The organism is Aquimarina litoralis, from assembly GCF_019295435.1.
Taxonomy (GTDB): domain Bacteria; phylum Bacteroidota; class Bacteroidia; order Flavobacteriales; family Flavobacteriaceae; genus Aquimarina; species Aquimarina litoralis_A.
Genome location: NZ_WEKL01000034.1, coordinates 16,008 through 32,567 on the forward strand (window position 1 = coordinate 16,008; position 16,560 = coordinate 32,567).

At 31.2% G+C, this 16,560-nt stretch carries 16 protein-coding genes; 10 read left to right on the top strand and 6 right to left on the bottom strand.

What is annotated here, in order from left to right:
• Positions 1 to 192: 192 nt before the first annotated feature.
• From GBO31_RS16615 to GBO31_RS16645, 7 genes are all read left to right on the top strand, one after another.
• A complete protein-coding gene (locus GBO31_RS16615; RefSeq protein ID WP_219009486.1) occupies positions 193 to 639 on the top strand; it encodes a hypothetical protein in 447 nt (148 codons plus the stop codon).
• Positions 640 to 672: 33 nt separating this feature from the next.
• Positions 673 to 3,381: a CHAT domain-containing protein gene (locus GBO31_RS16620; protein WP_219009487.1), complete on the top strand. Its 2,709-nt coding sequence runs from the start codon at positions 673 to 675 to the stop codon at positions 3,379 to 3,381.
• A gap of 166 nt (positions 3,382 to 3,547) precedes the next feature.
• Positions 3,548 to 4,420 (top strand): tectonin domain-containing protein, encoded by an 873-nt coding sequence (locus GBO31_RS16625; protein ID WP_219009488.1) that lies wholly within the window; start codon positions 3,548 to 3,550, stop codon positions 4,418 to 4,420.
• Between the two features lie 51 nt (positions 4,421 to 4,471).
• Positions 4,472 to 4,738, top strand: a complete 267-nt coding sequence (locus GBO31_RS16630) for a hypothetical protein (protein ID WP_219009489.1) — start codon at positions 4,472 to 4,474, stop codon at positions 4,736 to 4,738.
• A gap of 64 nt (positions 4,739 to 4,802) precedes the next feature.
• Positions 4,803 to 6,386 (top strand): vitamin K epoxide reductase family protein, encoded by a 1,584-nt coding sequence (locus tag GBO31_RS16635; RefSeq protein WP_219009490.1) that lies wholly within the window; start codon positions 4,803 to 4,805, stop codon positions 6,384 to 6,386.
• A 76-nt stretch (positions 6,387 to 6,462) separates the two neighbouring features.
• Positions 6,463 to 6,702 carry a hypothetical protein gene (locus tag GBO31_RS16640; RefSeq protein ID WP_219009491.1) on the top strand — a complete coding sequence of 80 codons (240 nt, stop codon included), beginning with the start codon at positions 6,463 to 6,465 and terminating at the stop codon, positions 6,700 to 6,702.
• Between the two features lie 99 nt (positions 6,703 to 6,801).
• Positions 6,802 to 7,443: an O-methyltransferase gene (locus GBO31_RS16645; RefSeq protein WP_219009492.1), complete on the top strand. Its 642-nt coding sequence runs from the start codon at positions 6,802 to 6,804 to the stop codon at positions 7,441 to 7,443.
• Positions 7,444 to 7,513: 70 nt separating this feature from the next.
• Here the strand turns inward: GBO31_RS16645 and GBO31_RS16650 are convergent, their stop codons facing one another.
• From GBO31_RS16650 to GBO31_RS16675, 6 genes are all read right to left on the bottom strand, one after another.
• Positions 7,514 to 9,007 carry a S8 family peptidase gene (locus GBO31_RS16650; protein WP_219009493.1) on the bottom strand — a complete coding sequence of 498 codons (1,494 nt, stop codon included), beginning with the start codon at positions 9,005 to 9,007 and terminating at the stop codon, positions 7,514 to 7,516.
• A gap of 331 nt (positions 9,008 to 9,338) precedes the next feature.
• Positions 9,339 to 9,632: a Sec-independent protein translocase subunit TatA/TatB gene (locus GBO31_RS16655; RefSeq protein WP_219009494.1), complete on the bottom strand. Its 294-nt coding sequence runs from the start codon at positions 9,630 to 9,632 to the stop codon at positions 9,339 to 9,341.
• 90 nt (positions 9,633 to 9,722) lie between these two features.
• On the bottom strand, positions 9,723 to 12,035 hold the full coding sequence (locus GBO31_RS16660; protein ID WP_219009495.1) for a M1 family metallopeptidase: 2,313 nt from the start codon (positions 12,033 to 12,035) through the stop codon (positions 9,723 to 9,725).
• Between the two features lie 62 nt (positions 12,036 to 12,097).
• Complete coding sequence (locus GBO31_RS16665) at positions 12,098 to 12,604, bottom strand: DUF6702 family protein (protein ID WP_219009496.1); 507 nt, start codon at positions 12,602 to 12,604, stop codon at positions 12,098 to 12,100.
• Between the two features lie 84 nt (positions 12,605 to 12,688).
• The gene (locus GBO31_RS16670; RefSeq protein WP_219009497.1) at positions 12,689 to 13,450 is read right to left on the bottom strand and encodes a hypothetical protein; all 762 of its coding nucleotides are present in this window, start codon (positions 13,448 to 13,450) and stop codon (positions 12,689 to 12,691) included.
• A 104-nt stretch (positions 13,451 to 13,554) separates the two neighbouring features.
• Entirely contained in the window at positions 13,555 to 14,337 is a 783-nt protein-coding gene (locus GBO31_RS16675) for a carboxypeptidase-like regulatory domain-containing protein (RefSeq protein ID WP_219009498.1), read from the bottom strand.
• 114 nt (positions 14,338 to 14,451) lie between these two features.
• On the opposite strand from GBO31_RS16675, the gene pepE reads away from it, so the two are divergent.
• The 3 genes from pepE to GBO31_RS16690 are packed head-to-tail and all read left to right on the top strand — an operon-like array spanning position 14,452 to position 16,553.
• A complete protein-coding gene (pepE, locus tag GBO31_RS16680) occupies positions 14,452 to 15,159 on the top strand; it encodes a dipeptidase PepE (protein WP_219009499.1) in 708 nt (235 codons plus the stop codon).
• An 8-nt stretch (positions 15,160 to 15,167) separates the two neighbouring features.
• Positions 15,168 to 16,085 (top strand): glutaminase, encoded by a 918-nt coding sequence (locus GBO31_RS16685; protein WP_219009500.1) that lies wholly within the window; start codon positions 15,168 to 15,170, stop codon positions 16,083 to 16,085.
• A 39-nt stretch (positions 16,086 to 16,124) separates the two neighbouring features.
• Positions 16,125 to 16,553 carry a tetratricopeptide repeat protein gene (locus GBO31_RS16690; protein ID WP_219009501.1) on the top strand — a complete coding sequence of 143 codons (429 nt, stop codon included), beginning with the start codon at positions 16,125 to 16,127 and terminating at the stop codon, positions 16,551 to 16,553.
• Positions 16,554 to 16,560: the final 7 nt, after the last annotated feature.

The window sequence follows — 16,560 nt, forward strand, 5'->3', positions numbered from 1 at the left end:
ACAGAACATAAATAGATTAGAAATATAAAGATCCAATGATGGAACCTTTTGTCAACACTAAGGTTTGCTTCAATTTAAAAATTAAAATCAATTAATGGGTTACAAAAAGTATTTTTTGGAACTATATAATGAAAACTAGCTATCATAGCTTCTAAATCAATAAATATTAATATTTTTAAACAAATTATCATCATGAGGAAAACCTTAAGTATTATTTTAATCTCTTTTTTATTAAGTGTATTTCAAAGCTGTTCTATTGATGAACAAGAAACTTTTGAAGAAGACTTACAATTAATTGAAGAAATCAATGGAAAAAATGCCCTAAGCGGGAATGTAGGTGGGCCTATTATTGGAGGATGCACGATTGAATATACATTTCACGATCCTAATTTAACTCCTGCTGAAAAAGATGCAATTAGAAATTCATATAATTTTTTCTATTCTTATTCAATCGACCCTAATACTGGAGCTGAAATATGGATTGTCGATTGCTTATTATTTGAAGCATATGAAAATCAAAATCCAGGTAGTGATGAAAATGGTTCTTATGAATCTCGTGGATGCCCAAGAGGAGGTTGTCCTACCACTCCACCAAAAGATCCAGATCCTATAGAAGATCCCTTTAACAATCATCAATAAAATAAGTTATTAATAAATTGTTTTTATCCAAGAATGACTAAAATTTGCCATTTTAAAAGATATTTTAGTCTCTTTTTATTATCACTTTTCTATGTAAGTTTCTTTGCACAACAGCCATCAACGGCATATAATACAATCAAAAGTGCTAAGAATTATACTGATAAAGAAAAAATAAATAAAATAAAAACATTATTAAATAGCCATTTAAAACACAAAGATTCTATACAATATGGTCTTGATTTAACTGCTTTTTCATTTTGGTTATACCAAAACGAATATTATGATTTAGGTACCTCACAGTCTGAAAAAGCGGTTAAATTCTATAAAAAACTGACTCCTCGTAATGATCGGTTTTACTCATATAATCTTAAACTTTTAGCCAGATTTTATTCACAAATTGGTAATTATATAGACTCTAATGAGACTTATTTTGAATTTTTAAAAAGTAAAAAACCAAAAACCGCTGTAGGTGACATTTATTTAAAAATTGCCAATAATCACAATAGCGAGGCTAATTTTCATATARCAACTAATTATTTTCTAAAAGCAATCGAGGAATTTAGAAAAGAAAAAAAACATCGTAAGTTATTTGATGCTTCAATACAATTATCTACCAATTACCTAGATATATTGGATAATGAGAGTATAATTAAAGGCATAGAAACCTTAAAAACATTAGATAGTATAAAAGATAAAATCGACTACAATATATTTGATGAATATCTCATAAATGAGCGATTAGGAAATTTATATAACTATGAAACTCTTTTTGATCCTTGTGCCAGTTTACCGTATTATAAAAAAGCTCTTTCTATTGCAAAAAAGATAGATAACAACCGAGAAATATGTCTCATAAACAATAATATCGGTCATGTATACAGATATGTCGATAATGATTCTGCTTTATTTTATTTTAAGAAATCCCTCAGTTATCATCATGAAGACCAAGCACTAAGCGCAGCTGTATTATATAGTTTAGGTCTTTCATATATGGATCAAGAAAAATATGATCTTGCCTATAATTCATTAAATAGTTCATTAGATATAATAAAAATTGACAATAAAAAAACAGATACTTCTGAGAAAAATACTATTAAATTAAATGATAAAAACTTAGGCCTTGGACTCCTTAAAAACCTTGCTATTGTTCAAATTAAAAAATATGAGTCGGAAAATTCTGTTGAACTATTGGATGATGCTCTATTTTTACTAAAACAGGCAGATCGATTAATAGACCTGATCAAACTAGAAAGCATGCATCAAGAATCCAAATTATTCTGGCGAGGATTAGCATCGGATATTTACATTAGTTTGGTTAAAGTTTGTTACCTGCAAAATAATCCAGAATTAGCATATCATTATCTGGAAAAAAATAAAGCACTATTGTTATTGGAAGATCTTACTAAAGAACGGTCTAAAACGTTCTTTAATATTCCTGATAGTGTTATTAAAAAAGAACGGGTTTTTAAACGAAAAATAGCACTGATTATGAATAAATCTTTGTCCGAAACTTATAGCGATAAAGATCGTTCACTAGAACTTTTTGAAATTAAAAACCAGTATACATCTTTTATTGATTCACTACAATATAGATTCCCAAAATATTATCATAGCAAAGAAGAAGCTGCTATTCTATCATTGGATAAAGTAGTAGATCAAGCTTCTAAAACGAATACGTCTTTTGTTCATTATATTCTGAATGATGAGTTAGGATATATACTAGTAATTTCAGAAGGTCAACAAAAACTTTATGAAATCCCTGATATTCCCTTACTGCAAAACTACATTGCAAGTTTTCACGAGCTATCTTCAACTCCTTTTGCTTCTAAAGCGGATAAACAAGAATTTCAAAAGCTAGCTAGAGAATTGTATAAGAAACTTCTTCCCGGCAGCGTCTTTTATCAATCAAAAAATAAAATTATCATTATTCCTGATGATAGTTTATTAAGCTTTCCGTTTGAAACATTAATGAATAAAGAAGGGGATTATTTAATTGCGGAACATGAAGTCAGTTATGCATACTCTATTTCTTTTCTAGAACAAAATAAGAGGTTAAAAAGAAGCTCTCAGAAAGAGTTTTTAGGCATGGCACCTATAGATTACAAAAAATTACCAAAACTTCCGAATAGCGCTAAAGAAGTACGAACTATTGCAGAAAAATTTGATAGTGATATTTTAGTAAACCATAATGCGACTAAAGAAGATCTTATTAATTCTTTACCAGCATACAAAATTATTCACCTTTCTACACACGCTAATGCCAATGATACTATTGTACCATGGATTGCTACTAGCACTAAAAACATTACCTTAAATGATATTTACAGTACTAAAAACAATGCAGAATTGGTCACTTTAAGTGCTTGCAATACGTCCAAAGGGAAATTGCAAAAAGGAGAAGGTGTGATGAGCATAGCTCGTGGATTTTTCAATACCGGATCTAATAGTGTAGTATCCACTTTATGGAAAGCAGATGATACATCTACAGAAAAAATTATAACCAATTTTTATACCTATCTCAAAAGAGGAGCATCTAAATCCGAAGCCTTACGAAAGGCGAAATTGGAATACTTGCATAATCATTCTCTAAGTGAAGCTTCTCCTTATTACTGGTCATCACTTGTCTTAATCGGAAATCCTGACCCGATGTATTCTTCATTAAACACCTGGTATATACTTCTGGGAATCTTACTTTCTTCTCTTTTACTATTTACACTTTATAAAAAATTCTCAAAAAAATAATTTTTTTGGGTAACAGAATTTTTCTTCTTGAACTACTCCATGAAAACTCATTCGCGAAGAGTAGACAGAATCTTGAATGTCTATAAATGTTCAAGTTGATTTAAACAAACAATCTTTCATTAAGTATTTAAAAATATCTTAATGAATACACACAAATTTATTTATCATGAAAAAAACATTCGTATACTATATACTATCATTAGTATTCTTATTTACTTCTTGTAGTTCAGAAGACATTGAAACTTATCAAACTCCAATTGAACCATCCAATGCAGATATAGAAAACATCAACAAAGTATCTTGTGGAGATCAAATAACATATAAAGCACTTCCTGGAGATGCTATTGATGTAGCTGCTAATTCAAAATACATTTTCGCAGTAGCAAAGAACAGAGCTGTTTATGCTTTTGATGGATCTGATGGAAAGTGGATTTTTTTAGGAGGTCAAGCCAGAAGAATTACAGTAGATGGTAATAATGTAATCTGGATTACTAATCATAAAAATGAAATTTACAAATCAACTTATTACCCATCAAGTCAAACAAATTCGAGATGGGTTAAAATGAGTGGTAAAGCAACAGATATAGGTGCTAATGAAAAAGGTGATGTTTATATTTTAGGAGATTCAGATCGAGGCGGAGAATATGATGTTTATAAAAGAGAAAATAACCGCTGGCATAAAATAGGTGGTCGAGGAAAAAGAATTGCAGCCGGAAATTCTGATGCACAAGCATGGTTAGTTAATAAACATAGTGACATTTATAAAAGAGTAAATGGTAGATGGCAAAAATTTCCAGGTAGAGCAAGAGACATTGCTGAAGGAAAGGGAAGCAAATCTCATTTATATATAGTTGGAAATACCCCAAAAGGGACTAACGGATACGATGTATATGTATTTGATCAGGTATGGTGTAAAGTTAGAGGTATTGGAACCAATATTGCTGTAAACGGAGATTTTCCTTTTATCAGTAATGGCTACAACCAAGCATATATCGGATGCCTTGAAAGATTTAATGCCACTCCTCTATGTCCTTTTTAATCTAAAAGAAATAAAAATATCTCATTCGCGAAGAGGAGACAGGAATCTCGAATGTCTATAAATGATCGAGAAATTATAATTCATAAATCAAATATTATGTTAGAAAACATTGCAAACCTTAATGGGGTTGAAGTTTTACAAAAAGATCAATTGAAAAATGTTTTAGGAGGAAAGTGGATGACTTGTACCTGTAAAAGAACTGGTTACACTTTCAGCTGGAATTACTTAAATGTTCAACAAATGATTGACGATGTTCATCGTCGTTGTGATAGTGGAGCTACTTGTAAAAGTGATGCAGCTCTAGCCGCTGAACAGTAAAATCCAAACTAAATAATAAACCAATTGTATGTATTTACAATTGGTTTATACAAATTTTTCTGTTATGCAAAATTATATTAATACTACAAAAAAAATACTTGATCTATTACAGGTAAAGTATACAAAAAGTTACTTAGAGGACGCATTGTTAAGTCACCCTGAAAATGATAGCTTATTATCAATATCCGATACATTAACAGGATATAACATAAAAAATTTAGCCGTAAAACTGGGTAAAAATCAACTAGATGTTCTATCAACTCCTTCTATAGTTCAAGTACAAACAAAAGAAACGACATTTTTCTATACATTAAAAAGCATTAAAGAAGAATTGGTCACTTATTTTGATCATAACAATCAACTAAATACAACGTCAAAACAGGATTTCCTAAACAAATGGACTGGAGTTTGTTTAATGGCTGAAAAATCAGACTTGTCAAAAGAAAAAGGAATAGAGTTTAAAATATCAAAAAAGAGAACCCTGAATGTTATCTTATTACTTGTCTCTATTTCCATATTATTTAAAATTTTGTTTTCCTTAGGTCAAGGAAATACATTAAATAGTTTCCTATATAATCTAAATAGCATCTTATATCTTACTATAAAACTGATTGGATTCGCAATTGCTGTAACAATTTTATATTTCGAATTTGACGAATATAACCCAACATTACAAAGTCTATGCTCAGGTGGAAAAAAAGTAGATTGTAATCTAGTACTCAATTCTAAACAAGCAACTATTTTCTATGGAAACATTCGCTTAAGTACACTTGGGGTTTCTTACTTTTTTGCCAGCCTTTCATACACATGGATTTATGGATTATCTCCCTCTATATTATCATGGCTAACAAATCTTAGTTTACTTGCTATACCAATAGTAATTTTATCTGTTTATTATCAGGCTATCATAATTAAAAGATGGTGCAAATTCTGTATTGGACTACAACTTGTTTTACTAGGTGAAATCATAATTAGTTTAGTTAGTAAATTTCATTACAACTCTTTTCAAACTTCTACACTACCCGTATTCTTTACTTTGTTTTTAACCTCAATATTAGTTTGGAAACTAATACAACCTCTTCTTTTAAAAACAAAACAAATTAATTTATACAAGAGAAGTCTAAAAAGAATTAAATACAATAAGAATGTTTTTAATGAATTACTAATAAGATCAAGGAAAGTACAATCTACACCAAACGAATTAGGTATTAGGTTCGAATCAAAAAACGCATTAGTTAATGTAATAAAAGTTTGTAATCCTTATTGTAACCCTTGTGCTCAAGCACATCCTGTTTTAGAAAAATTATTAGACGAAGGGCTTATTAATCTACAAATCATATTTGCCGTAAGTAATAATATAAATGATCCTAATACCCATGTTGTAAAACATTTTTTATCCTTAAAAACTCAACCAAAAACTCTTAAAAACACACTAAATACATGGTATGCTCTAAAAGACAAAAAGCTTCAGAACTTAACTAATGAAAATCCAACATATCAGAACACCTCCATTCTCGATCAAGAAATACAGGAAATGAGTACCTGGTGTACGAATGAACATATAGATCATACGCCTACAATTTTTATCAATGGGTATGAACTACCAAGAGAATACAGTGTTATGGATTTATCAGAAATTTTAAAATAGTAAATACAGGAGGAATCCGAAAATCCTTTAAAGAGTAGGATATCATATTTTTTAATAAAACAAAATATTTCTAAAAATGAAACATAATTTATTACAGACAAAAGGCATAAAAATATTAAATAAAACAGCACAAAAAAACATCAAAGCGAGCTTAGGGTTAGCTGGTGAAAGTAGGGTGTTTGCATGCTATTGTGGTTTTGTGGATAATCCAGCATCAGGATGGTTCACCTTTGCAGCCGAATCTATCAATGATGCGTTGAATAATGCTGGTACACGTTGTAACGGAGCAGGAGCTACCTGTCAGGGTATGCGATAAATAAAACTGGTATTTATGGTTTATAGATCCTACTTAATATTGTAGGATCTATTTTTTATTTGGCCCTAGAAATTCTAGCTTTGCAGAAAGTTTGAAAATATGCACTTCATTCCAGAAGCACTTGATACCTATGTTGTGAATCACACGCAACAGGAACCAGAACTACTACAGAAACTAACTCGTGAAACGTATCAAAAAATATTACAACCACGAATGCTAAGTGGTCCTTATCAAGGTAGAGTATTGAGCATACTCTCCAAACTAATCAATCCAACACACATTTTAGAAATTGGAACCTATACTGGGTATTCTGCATTATGTCTGGCAGAAGGTATGAAAAAAGATGGTGTATTACATACGATAGATGTTAATGAAGAGCTAGAAGATTTTCAGCGAAAATACTTTAACCTTTCACCTTATGGTTCTCAAATATTCCAACACATTGGAGATGCAACAGAAATCATTCCTGCTCTAGATCTACAATTTGACTTAGTTTTTATTGATGCCGACAAACCGAATTATCCTAAATATTTTGAGTTAATCATCGAAAAGATGAATTCTGGAGGGATCATTTTATCAGATAATGTTCTTTGGAGTGGAAAAGTCATTGAACCAATAGCGAAAGATGATCTGTCCACAAAAGCCTTGTTAACATACAATAAATTATTGGTAGAAGATAAAAGAGTAGAAACCGTATTGTTACCAATAAGAGACGGATTAACGGTTAGTAGAGTATTATAACAAAGTGGAATCTAAACAAATAGACCCCACTTTTAACATGTATTAGTAACTACAATTGCTAATTCATATGTTATTGTACAGCTTTTAAAGCATCTATATTTCCGTATCCAAATTTGTTATTTCTATTTGGGTAAAACTCTCCTGCTCTTTTTAATTTATCCAATACTTGAGCTCTGGTCATACTTGGATTACGAGCCCAAACCAAAGCGGCAATACCTGCGGTAGCAGCGGTTGCAGCTGAAGATCCACCTACATATGACTGATCTCCATTATTAAATCCTAAAACCGGCACATTTCTATTAGAATCATTAGCTCTCTGCATCACTATGGTAAAGTCAATTTTACTTCCATCATGGCAAATATTACATCTGTTATATCCGTTGTCTTTTAATCCTGTAACTGCAACAGTTTCATTCATACTAGCCGGAAAAATAACACCGTACCAATTTGTAAATGTTGTAGAAGTTCCTCCTGCAGCTACAATCATTTTTCCTTTTCCATAAGCATATTTAACCGCATCTTTTACATTTCCAATTGACCAAGGATATCCTATAGACATAGAAATTATTTTTACATTTCCGTTATTACCTAATTGTTTTAAGGCATTACTCACCCCTTTACGTTCGTGATAATCTTCTAAAACTACATCTGAAGTTCCTCTATAAGAAATTAAATTACAATTGTATGCAACTCCCATTGGCATAAAGTCATTATTACGAGGAGAAGCAATTATAGAAGCCATTTGCGTACCATGACCACATTTATCATTTGGTCCATCAATATTATTAGACCACCACCAAAAAGAGTCAATATAAGTCCCGACTTTTTGAATACTTCTTCCGTTAGAAGCGCCATCATTAAAACCGTTTCCTAAAAGATTTTGATTTGCAGATACTCCACTGTCAATTAAACCTACAGTAATACCAGCTCCAGTACTATAATTCCAAGCTTGAGGTATGTTATGAATATTATAATTCCATGGAACTCTTGCATTAGGAGAAATCACACTGTAATCTGCACTATTAATAGATTGACCATTTTGTGAACATCCAGCAGACTTCTGCTGTACTTCTTCTTCTAAATAGAAACCGTATCCATTAGGTTCTAAATAGCGAATATTATCCATCGCTAAAAGTTCTTCTATAGTTTCTAATTTAGTTATGTGAACATCTAATACATTTAACGTATTGTCTTCAAATACCTGAATATCTGATTTTTTTGTTCCTTCACTAATTTGTACAGTATTATAAATATCTTCTACAATTCCGTTCAATCGGGAAGATCTTTGCGCACCCTCAATAAAGCTTTCTCCCTTTTGTCCAAACCCTATAGTAAGAACCTCGCCTCCATGCATTACTGCGCTATACAATATTTGTGATGAAGCATCTTTAGCCCAGTCCAAATCTCCATTTTCTTTTAGTTTATTTTCTATAAAAGAGTTGATTTCGTCAATAGATAAAATCTTCTGTGATACTTGATTTTCTTCTATTACTTCTGTAGGATCGTCTTTAGAACAAGAGACAACGAGGAAAAGCCCTAAAACTAGAGGAATAATTTTTTTCATTTTAGTATAAGATTAATGAGTTTGTGTGAATTTGATCTTTAAGTATAGTTTATTCTTAAAATATCAAATAATTACCATTTAGTTAATTTCAGTACCAATTTATTAAATATTATCTAAATAATGATACTTTTTTTTGAAAGAATCTTAAAAAAAATAACGATCCTATGCTTGCATAGGACTAAGATGAGGTGCTAACTACCAATGTTTACAAGGGTTTTAAGGAAAAATACTACAACATAAGATAACCTCAAAAAACTGGGTTATTTTTTGTGATAATGAAAAAATTGCATGGTAAATTTTAAAGAAACAACAAAATACAAGCTTTAAAAACTTATAATTTCCGTTTTATGGAGCCGGTTACATCTTCAATATCATTTTTCGCCTGAGTGATTTCTTTTTTAATATCGGATGTTATGGAATTAGGAAGTTCTGTATCTATTCCATGTTTTTCTGCACTTTTAGTGATCTCAGATTTGATATCATTAGTAGCGTCTTTAACGATACGCATACCTTTACCTAAACCGCGAGCTATTTCAGGGATTTTATCTGCACCAAAAACCATTACAAGAATAAATACTATAAATGCAATTTCAGTTCCGCTTATGAATAAAGGTATTGTTATCATATCCCTGCAAATATAACTACAATAATGTATACAAAAAAGCCGTTCGACACTACGAACGGCTTTAAAATTTTGATTTAAAGGTTTTTTAACTTATTGACCTTTTACTTTACTTTTAAATTTATCAAACTTTCCTAGTTTTTTCCTTTTAGGCCAGCTATTATTAGAAGTATCTATGTCAGCAGTTTCTTGATTTGGATCTACTACGATTTTAGAAATCGCTTTTTCAGAAGCAACTGCTCTCCGAACTGAAGCATCATTCTTTCTCCATATTTCTGCTGGATATGTAACCGTTTCAGAAGTTCCATCTTCATATGTATATTCTACAATCAATGGCATTACTAGACCTCCTGGTTTTTCGAATGTAATCTCATAAAAATATTTTGGTTCTTTAAGTACTTCTCTTTCTTCAACAGAAAAGTTATCTACTAAATATTCTTTTAAGGTCTTAGCATCATCTATGATGTTACCATTTTTCTTTATAGTTTCATACTCATCACTTCCTTCTTCTACCATGAACACTAGTGGACCAAAATCTTCAATGTTAGCGCCTCTTGCTGCTGCAAAATCTTTCGCTCTTTGATTTGGCTCTTTAGATACAACATATTTCTTTACATCTGTAACACCTATATCGGTATAATCAGTAGTGTAGAACCAACCTCTCCAAAACCAATCTAAATCAACTGCAGATGCATCTTCCATTGTTCTAAAGAAATCTTCAGGAGTTGGATGTTTGAACATCCACCTTTGAGAGTAGGTTCTAAATGAATAATCAAAAAGATCTCTTCCCATAACTGTCTCTCTAAGGATATTTAGTCCAGTAGCTGGTTTTGCGTAAGCATTGGCTCCAAATTGGTGTATATTATTTGACTGAGACATGATCGGAGAAATAAAACTCTGGTCTCCACTCATATAAGGAACAATCTTAGCTGCAGGTCCTCTTCTAGATGGATAACTTTTTAGTGGTGCAACAGCATCTGGATACCATTCTCCAAAATCTTGTTCTGCAACATACTGTACAAAAGTATTTAAACCTTCATCCATCCAAGTCCATTGACGCTCATCACTGTTTACGATCATTGGGAAAAAGTTATGACCTACCTCATGAATAATTACACTCATCATCCCGAATTTGGTACGATCACTAAAATTACCTTTTTTATCTGGTCTTCCGTAATTCCAACAAATCATTGGGTATTCCATTCCTTGATTCTTCGCATGTACAGAAATAGCTTTATGATACGGATAATCAAAAGTCATTCTACTATAAGACTTCAATGTACTTGCAACAACTTTAGTCGACCAATCTTCCCATAATGGGTTTCCTTCTTTAGGATACATTGAAACAGCCATAACATCTTTACCGCCAATTTTCACGGCCATCATGTCCCAGATAAATCTTCTTGAAGTTGCAAATCCGAAGTCTCTCACGTTTTTAGCGCGAAGTTTCCAAGTTTTTTTACTCTCAGAGAATGATTTTTCTTTGGCTTCTGCTTCTTCTGGTGTTACAATAAGTACAGGTTTATCATATGATTTTTTAGCCTTGTCATAACGATTCATCATTTCCTTAGTAAACACTTCTTTTCTATTTACTAAAACTCCTGTAGCATCTAAAATATGATCGGAAGGAACTGTTATATTTACTTCAAAATCTCCAAAAGGAAGTGCGAATTCTCCTCTACCCCAGAATTGATGATTTTGCCATCCTTCAACATCATTATAAACCGCCATTCTTGGATAAAACTGAGCAATTACGTAGGCTCTATTTCCATCTTCAAACTCTTCATAGCCAGATCTACCTCTTCCGTTTACATGATCGTTTATATTATACCACCAATCTATAGAAAACACAAACTTCCCTCCTGGCACTAAATCTTTAGGCATCTCAACTCGCATCATTGTAGCATTGATAGTATACTCTAGAGGCTTTCCTGAAGCATCTTTAACAGAAGTTATGTTAAACCCTCCATCAAAAGGCTTTCCTAAGTATTTACCAACAAATCTTTGTGGTGGATCTGCCGCATCAACACCTGTTGGCTGAATTAACGGAGTCTTAGATTTTCTGGATCTCATATTTTGATCCAATTGCACCCAAAGAAACTCTAAGTTATCAGGTGAATTATTTGTGTACGTAATGGTTTCTTTTCCGGTAAGTTTTTTATTCTTATCATCAAGCTCAATATCCATTTTGTAATCCGCTTGTTGCTGATAATAAGCAGATCCAGGTGCTCCTGATGCTGTTCTATACATATTTGGTGTCGCAAACTCATCATACATTTGCTTAAACTTGTTTTCGTTTGTATGCCCTAGCTCTCTAGCTTTTTCACTAGAACCCTGATTCTGTGCATACAATCCCGTTCCAGATACCAAAAAAGTAATCGAGAGAATAAAGAGAATTTTTTTCATTAGAAGTGTAATTGTGTTAAGTAATAATCCGCAAAATAATTGTTTTTTAAAAGTTTAGTCATTTATTCACTAAACTTTAACATCCCTTGATCCCTTTCTTTTTCTAAGATCAAACTTTTTCGTTTTTTTCCTTTCTTAACATGTATTATATTTTGCTGTTCTTCAAAGAAATCCATTAATGCCAGGTTAGAAACTTTGATAGTTTCGAAGGATGAAACATTCTCAACCTCCAGATAACACAATACCAAATCATTATCATACTCTTTACCTAAAAAACTAAAGAATACTTCTTCTCCATCAACAGTAATTCTTAGCTTTTGTTTTAAATAGGTATTTAGATATTGATCAACCTTTGTTTCTTGCTGCTTAGATTGTAATTCAAGTTTTTCGTCATAACGTTCTCTCAACACTTTTTCAATGTCGTCGATAAAAATTCTGGAGATTATTTGCAATGATTGTTCCTCCTCGTTGAATTCTATCTGGGTTACGCTCACATAAAACTTATGTAACACGTTAAATGAACATAATGAAATTACAAGTACTGATACTATAAATAATTGTTTCTTCAATTTCTCTTATTTTAGAAAGTCGTAAATGTACTATTTTGGCATAAAATACCGTGCCAAAAAATCTTTATTGTAAAAAAATAAATGTCAGTCAATTTCTTTATGCACTTTGTATTCTTTAGATTTTTTCTGAAAGAACTCCAGTAATGACAACCTTTTCGTGTTTTCTAATAAATTCTCGAAATACTCATCTTCAGAACAATAATATACAAAATCAGAAATCAGATTTTCTGGTAATCCTAAATCTTCAGTAAAAAAGGTAGTGTCAAAAGCTCTTTCTCCTTTTTCGATAAGACTTTCTAAATCCGCAAGTTCTTTTAGCTTTTTTAATTTTTTCAACCTTCCATTTAAAGTATTTAATAACAAATCTACAGGTCCAGAACTTGCTGTATATATCCTCCTAACCTCCAGAGTAGGTTGTTTTATATTTCTAACGGGCAATCCTAGTACTCTATTATCTATGTGTGGTTTTATCTGAATATCTTTAGCATCTTTTGTTATATCTCCGGAAAGTTTCACATTACTAACATTGACTTGATCTAATTTTTGAATTACAGGAAATAATTTAATTTTAAAAGTTTCTTTATCAAGATCATCTTCGGATACGATTATAGAAACAACTTTATACTGAACCGATGAAAAAATAATAGAGTCATTCGCAGATGCAGGAATATCAAAGAATCCACTTTGATCGTTAGTTGTTCCTATTTTTTTGGTGTAGTTTACAATATTAATTGCAAAACCTTGTAATGAATCTGCAACAATAGTCCCTTTGAGTCTTGTATTTTGTCCAAAAGAAAAATGAAACGCAAAAAAAATAAGTATAAAGAAAGGTAGTATTTTGATCATATATTGAATTAGTTTATGACCAAACTTGAAATATTTTCAAAATTCAATCAACTAATCCAAAGACGAAAATTTCCTAAAAATGTTGCGAAAAGAAAAGAGTGTTACTAGTTACGTCCTTTATAGACTTTGCTTTGAGAGACTAAAAATTCTATTAGATTCAACTCATTTCCTTCCTCTAAATATGTGGTATTAAGACCATTCTCTTCCGCGAAAAATATAAAATCATTGATCTGATCCATTTCTAAAGCTAGATTTGTCTTAAAAAACTCATCATCATACATTTTTCTCACTTTCACATCAATATCCGCTGGAATCTTATTATCTTTTTTATTCGTTTTCTGAAACACTTCTCTAAAAAGATTGACAAAGTTTAATCCATAAATCATTCTATCTTCTAAAAAAACTTTGTTATCCAGCTCTGATAGCTCATCTTGGGTCCAACTATAATCAGTATCATTAATTCTAGAAGAAGTTAACTTGGCTACCTCATCTACTCCACTTTCGGCAACATTTATTTTTTTTACATCTATAGTCACGTTACCTAATAAATCATAAGGAGTAACAATCACTTCTTCTAATAAATTAACAGATTCATTTAAGAAAATATTTAATCTTCTATTATCCAACACCCCTTTATCGACTAATACAACAAATTTTTGATATTGCATCGCAATAACTTCTATCTTATCATTAGTTCCTACACTAATTCTAAAATTACCATCGCCATCTGTAATCGTTCCTTTTTTTGTAGTTAGGTTATACACTACAACTCCTTCCACGTCATCTCCAATTGGCGCACTTATTCTTCCATCAATCATAACTCTTGAAGTAATTTGAGCAATCGAACTAGTAACAATAAGGAATATAAAAAGTAGGGATAATTTCATTTTCATAGTTGGTGCAATTACATTTCTTCGTATTCAAGATACTATATTTTTTCAATATCCTCAGAAGATTTCTTTATAAGAAAACGTTAAACTACTTTTACAAAAAATAATTTTATGAGAAACTGTATCATAGCAAGTACATCTACAATTCATGGTAGTGGTCCTTTAGAATATTTATTTGAAACTTTAATAGAACTATTCAAAGATGCTGATCAAATATTATTTATTCCCTATGCGCGTCCTGGAGGAATTTCTCATGATGAGTATACCATTGGGGTAAATAACATTTTCAAGAAAATAAATAAACGAGTACTGGGCATACATATGTTTTCTTCTGTAAATGAAGCTTTTGAAAATACCCAAGGTATTTACACTGGAGGAGGAAACACCTTTTTACTTGTAGATCAGTTATATAGAAATGAAGTTTTACCTTCTTTAAAAACGGCAATTAATCAAGGTGTACCATATTTAGGAACAAGTGCAGGAAGTAATATTTGTGGTCTCACGATGCAAACTACAAATGATATGCCTATTGTACATCCACCAAGCCACAAAACCTTAGGAATACTTCCTTTTAACATAAATGCGCATTATTTAGATCCTGATCCCAACTCCACTCATAAAGGGGAAACCCGAGAAACTCGCATTAAAGAATTTCATCATTTAAATCCTCAACCTGTTGTAGGTTTAAGAGAAGGAAGTTGGTTAAAAATAAATGGAGATCAAATATCGCTTGAAGGCAATCTATCTGCTAGAGTATTTGAACAAAATAAAACTCCTTATGAAATAGCTACTGGTAGTTTTTTAGCTGACTTAAACTAACTATTTATATGGAATATCAGAAGATCTTAAACAGTATTGAAAAAGAAGCTTTTCATAAAAAATCTAATGGTAATGTTGCTTCTTACATTCCTGAGTTAGCTAAAATTAATCCCAATAAATTTGGAATGCATCTTTATTGCATTAATTCTGGACATTATGGTTTTGGAGATCAAAACGAACGGTTTTCTATTCAAAGTATTTCTAAAGTATTTTCATTAACATTGGCAATGTCATTACTTGAAGATGATGAATTGTTCAAACGCGTTGATGTTGAGCCTTCTGGAGATCCTTTCAATTCTTTAGTACAATTGGAATATGAAAATGGAATTCCGCGAAACCCATTGATCAACGCAGGTGCTCTGGTGATAGCGGATATATTAATTTCTATTGTAGACGATCCTAAAGAGAAGTTTCTAGAACTTATTCGGACTATTTCTGATAATAAGGAAATTGATATCAATCCTAAAGTATTCCAATCCGAAAAAAAATTTAGTCATAGAAATGCTTCTTTATTAAATCTAATGAAATCCTTTGGCAATATTAAAAACGATATTGAAAAAGTATTGGATCTCTATATTTTTCAGTGTGCTATCGAGATGTCTTGCAAAGAATTAGCAACTGCCTTTATGATTTATGCTAATTCTGGTAAAACGCTGTTTGATGACACTCAAATTATTTCTAAACGGAAAGTAAAAAGAATTAATGCTATTATGCAAACCTGCGGATTTTATGATGAAGCCGGAGAATTTAGTTTTAGAGTAGGTTTGCCAGGCAAAAGTGGTGTTGGTGGTGGAATTGCAGCAATACATCCAGGTCAATATGCAGTTACTACATGGAGTCCTCAACTAAATCCTAAAGGAAATTCTGAATTAGGTATGTTTGCATTAGAAAGATTAACAACTCTTACTGGATTTTCTATATTTTAATATTATTTTAGTACAACATCAACATTATTAAAACAAAGTATGAAGATTAATTTTTTTAATAAAAAGGCACCAACGATTATTGAGTTTTTTAGCTTATTAATTATTCCTTTTATAGTATTTATAATATTGTTTTCAAAAAGTAAAAGTGAAGTTGAAGAAAAAATTAAGAACGATCCAGTTTCTACCATATCCAAAGAAGAACAACCTAAAAAAGAAAATGAATTAATTCAATTGGGTATCAATTATATGGTTAATAAAAAATATAACGAGAGCATAACTATAAATCTACAAGTATTAACAATCAATCAAAATAATAAAATTGCCCATAATAATTTATGCTATGCATATGGAGAAATAGGACAATATGAAAAAGGAATAAAACATTGCGAAAAAGCAATAACAATTGATCCAAATTTTCAATTAGCGAAAAACAATTTAAATGCTCTTAAAGCTAAGAAAAATAACTAGATGAAAT

Coding starts and splice junctions, on each gene's coding strand:
- GBO31_RS16630 (WP_219009489.1), top strand. CDS start 4,472: ATGTCTATAAATGATCGAGAAATTATAATTCATAAATCAAATATTATG.
- GBO31_RS16675 (WP_219009498.1), bottom strand. CDS start 14,337: ATGAAATTATCCCTACTTTTTATATTCCTTATTGTTACTAGTTCGATT.
- GBO31_RS16615 (WP_219009486.1), top strand. CDS start 193: ATGAGGAAAACCTTAAGTATTATTTTAATCTCTTTTTTATTAAGTGTA.
- GBO31_RS16640 (WP_219009491.1), top strand. CDS start 6,463: ATGAAACATAATTTATTACAGACAAAAGGCATAAAAATATTAAATAAA.
- GBO31_RS16645 (WP_219009492.1), top strand. CDS start 6,802: ATGCACTTCATTCCAGAAGCACTTGATACCTATGTTGTGAATCACACG.
- GBO31_RS16660 (WP_219009495.1), bottom strand. CDS start 12,035: ATGAAAAAAATTCTCTTTATTCTCTCGATTACTTTTTTGGTATCTGGA.
- GBO31_RS16670 (WP_219009497.1), bottom strand. CDS start 13,450: ATGATCAAAATACTACCTTTCTTTATACTTATTTTTTTTGCGTTTCAT.
- GBO31_RS16685 (WP_219009500.1), top strand. CDS start 15,168: ATGGAATATCAGAAGATCTTAAACAGTATTGAAAAAGAAGCTTTTCAT.
- GBO31_RS16635 (WP_219009490.1), top strand. CDS start 4,803: ATGCAAAATTATATTAATACTACAAAAAAAATACTTGATCTATTACAG.
- pepE (WP_219009499.1), top strand. CDS start 14,452: ATGAGAAACTGTATCATAGCAAGTACATCTACAATTCATGGTAGTGGT.
- GBO31_RS16625 (WP_219009488.1), top strand. CDS start 3,548: ATGAAAAAAACATTCGTATACTATATACTATCATTAGTATTCTTATTT.
- GBO31_RS16650 (WP_219009493.1), bottom strand. CDS start 9,007: ATGAAAAAAATTATTCCTCTAGTTTTAGGGCTTTTCCTCGTTGTCTCT.
- GBO31_RS16690 (WP_219009501.1), top strand. CDS start 16,125: ATGAAGATTAATTTTTTTAATAAAAAGGCACCAACGATTATTGAGTTT.
- GBO31_RS16655 (WP_219009494.1), bottom strand. CDS start 9,632: ATGATAACAATACCTTTATTCATAAGCGGAACTGAAATTGCATTTATA.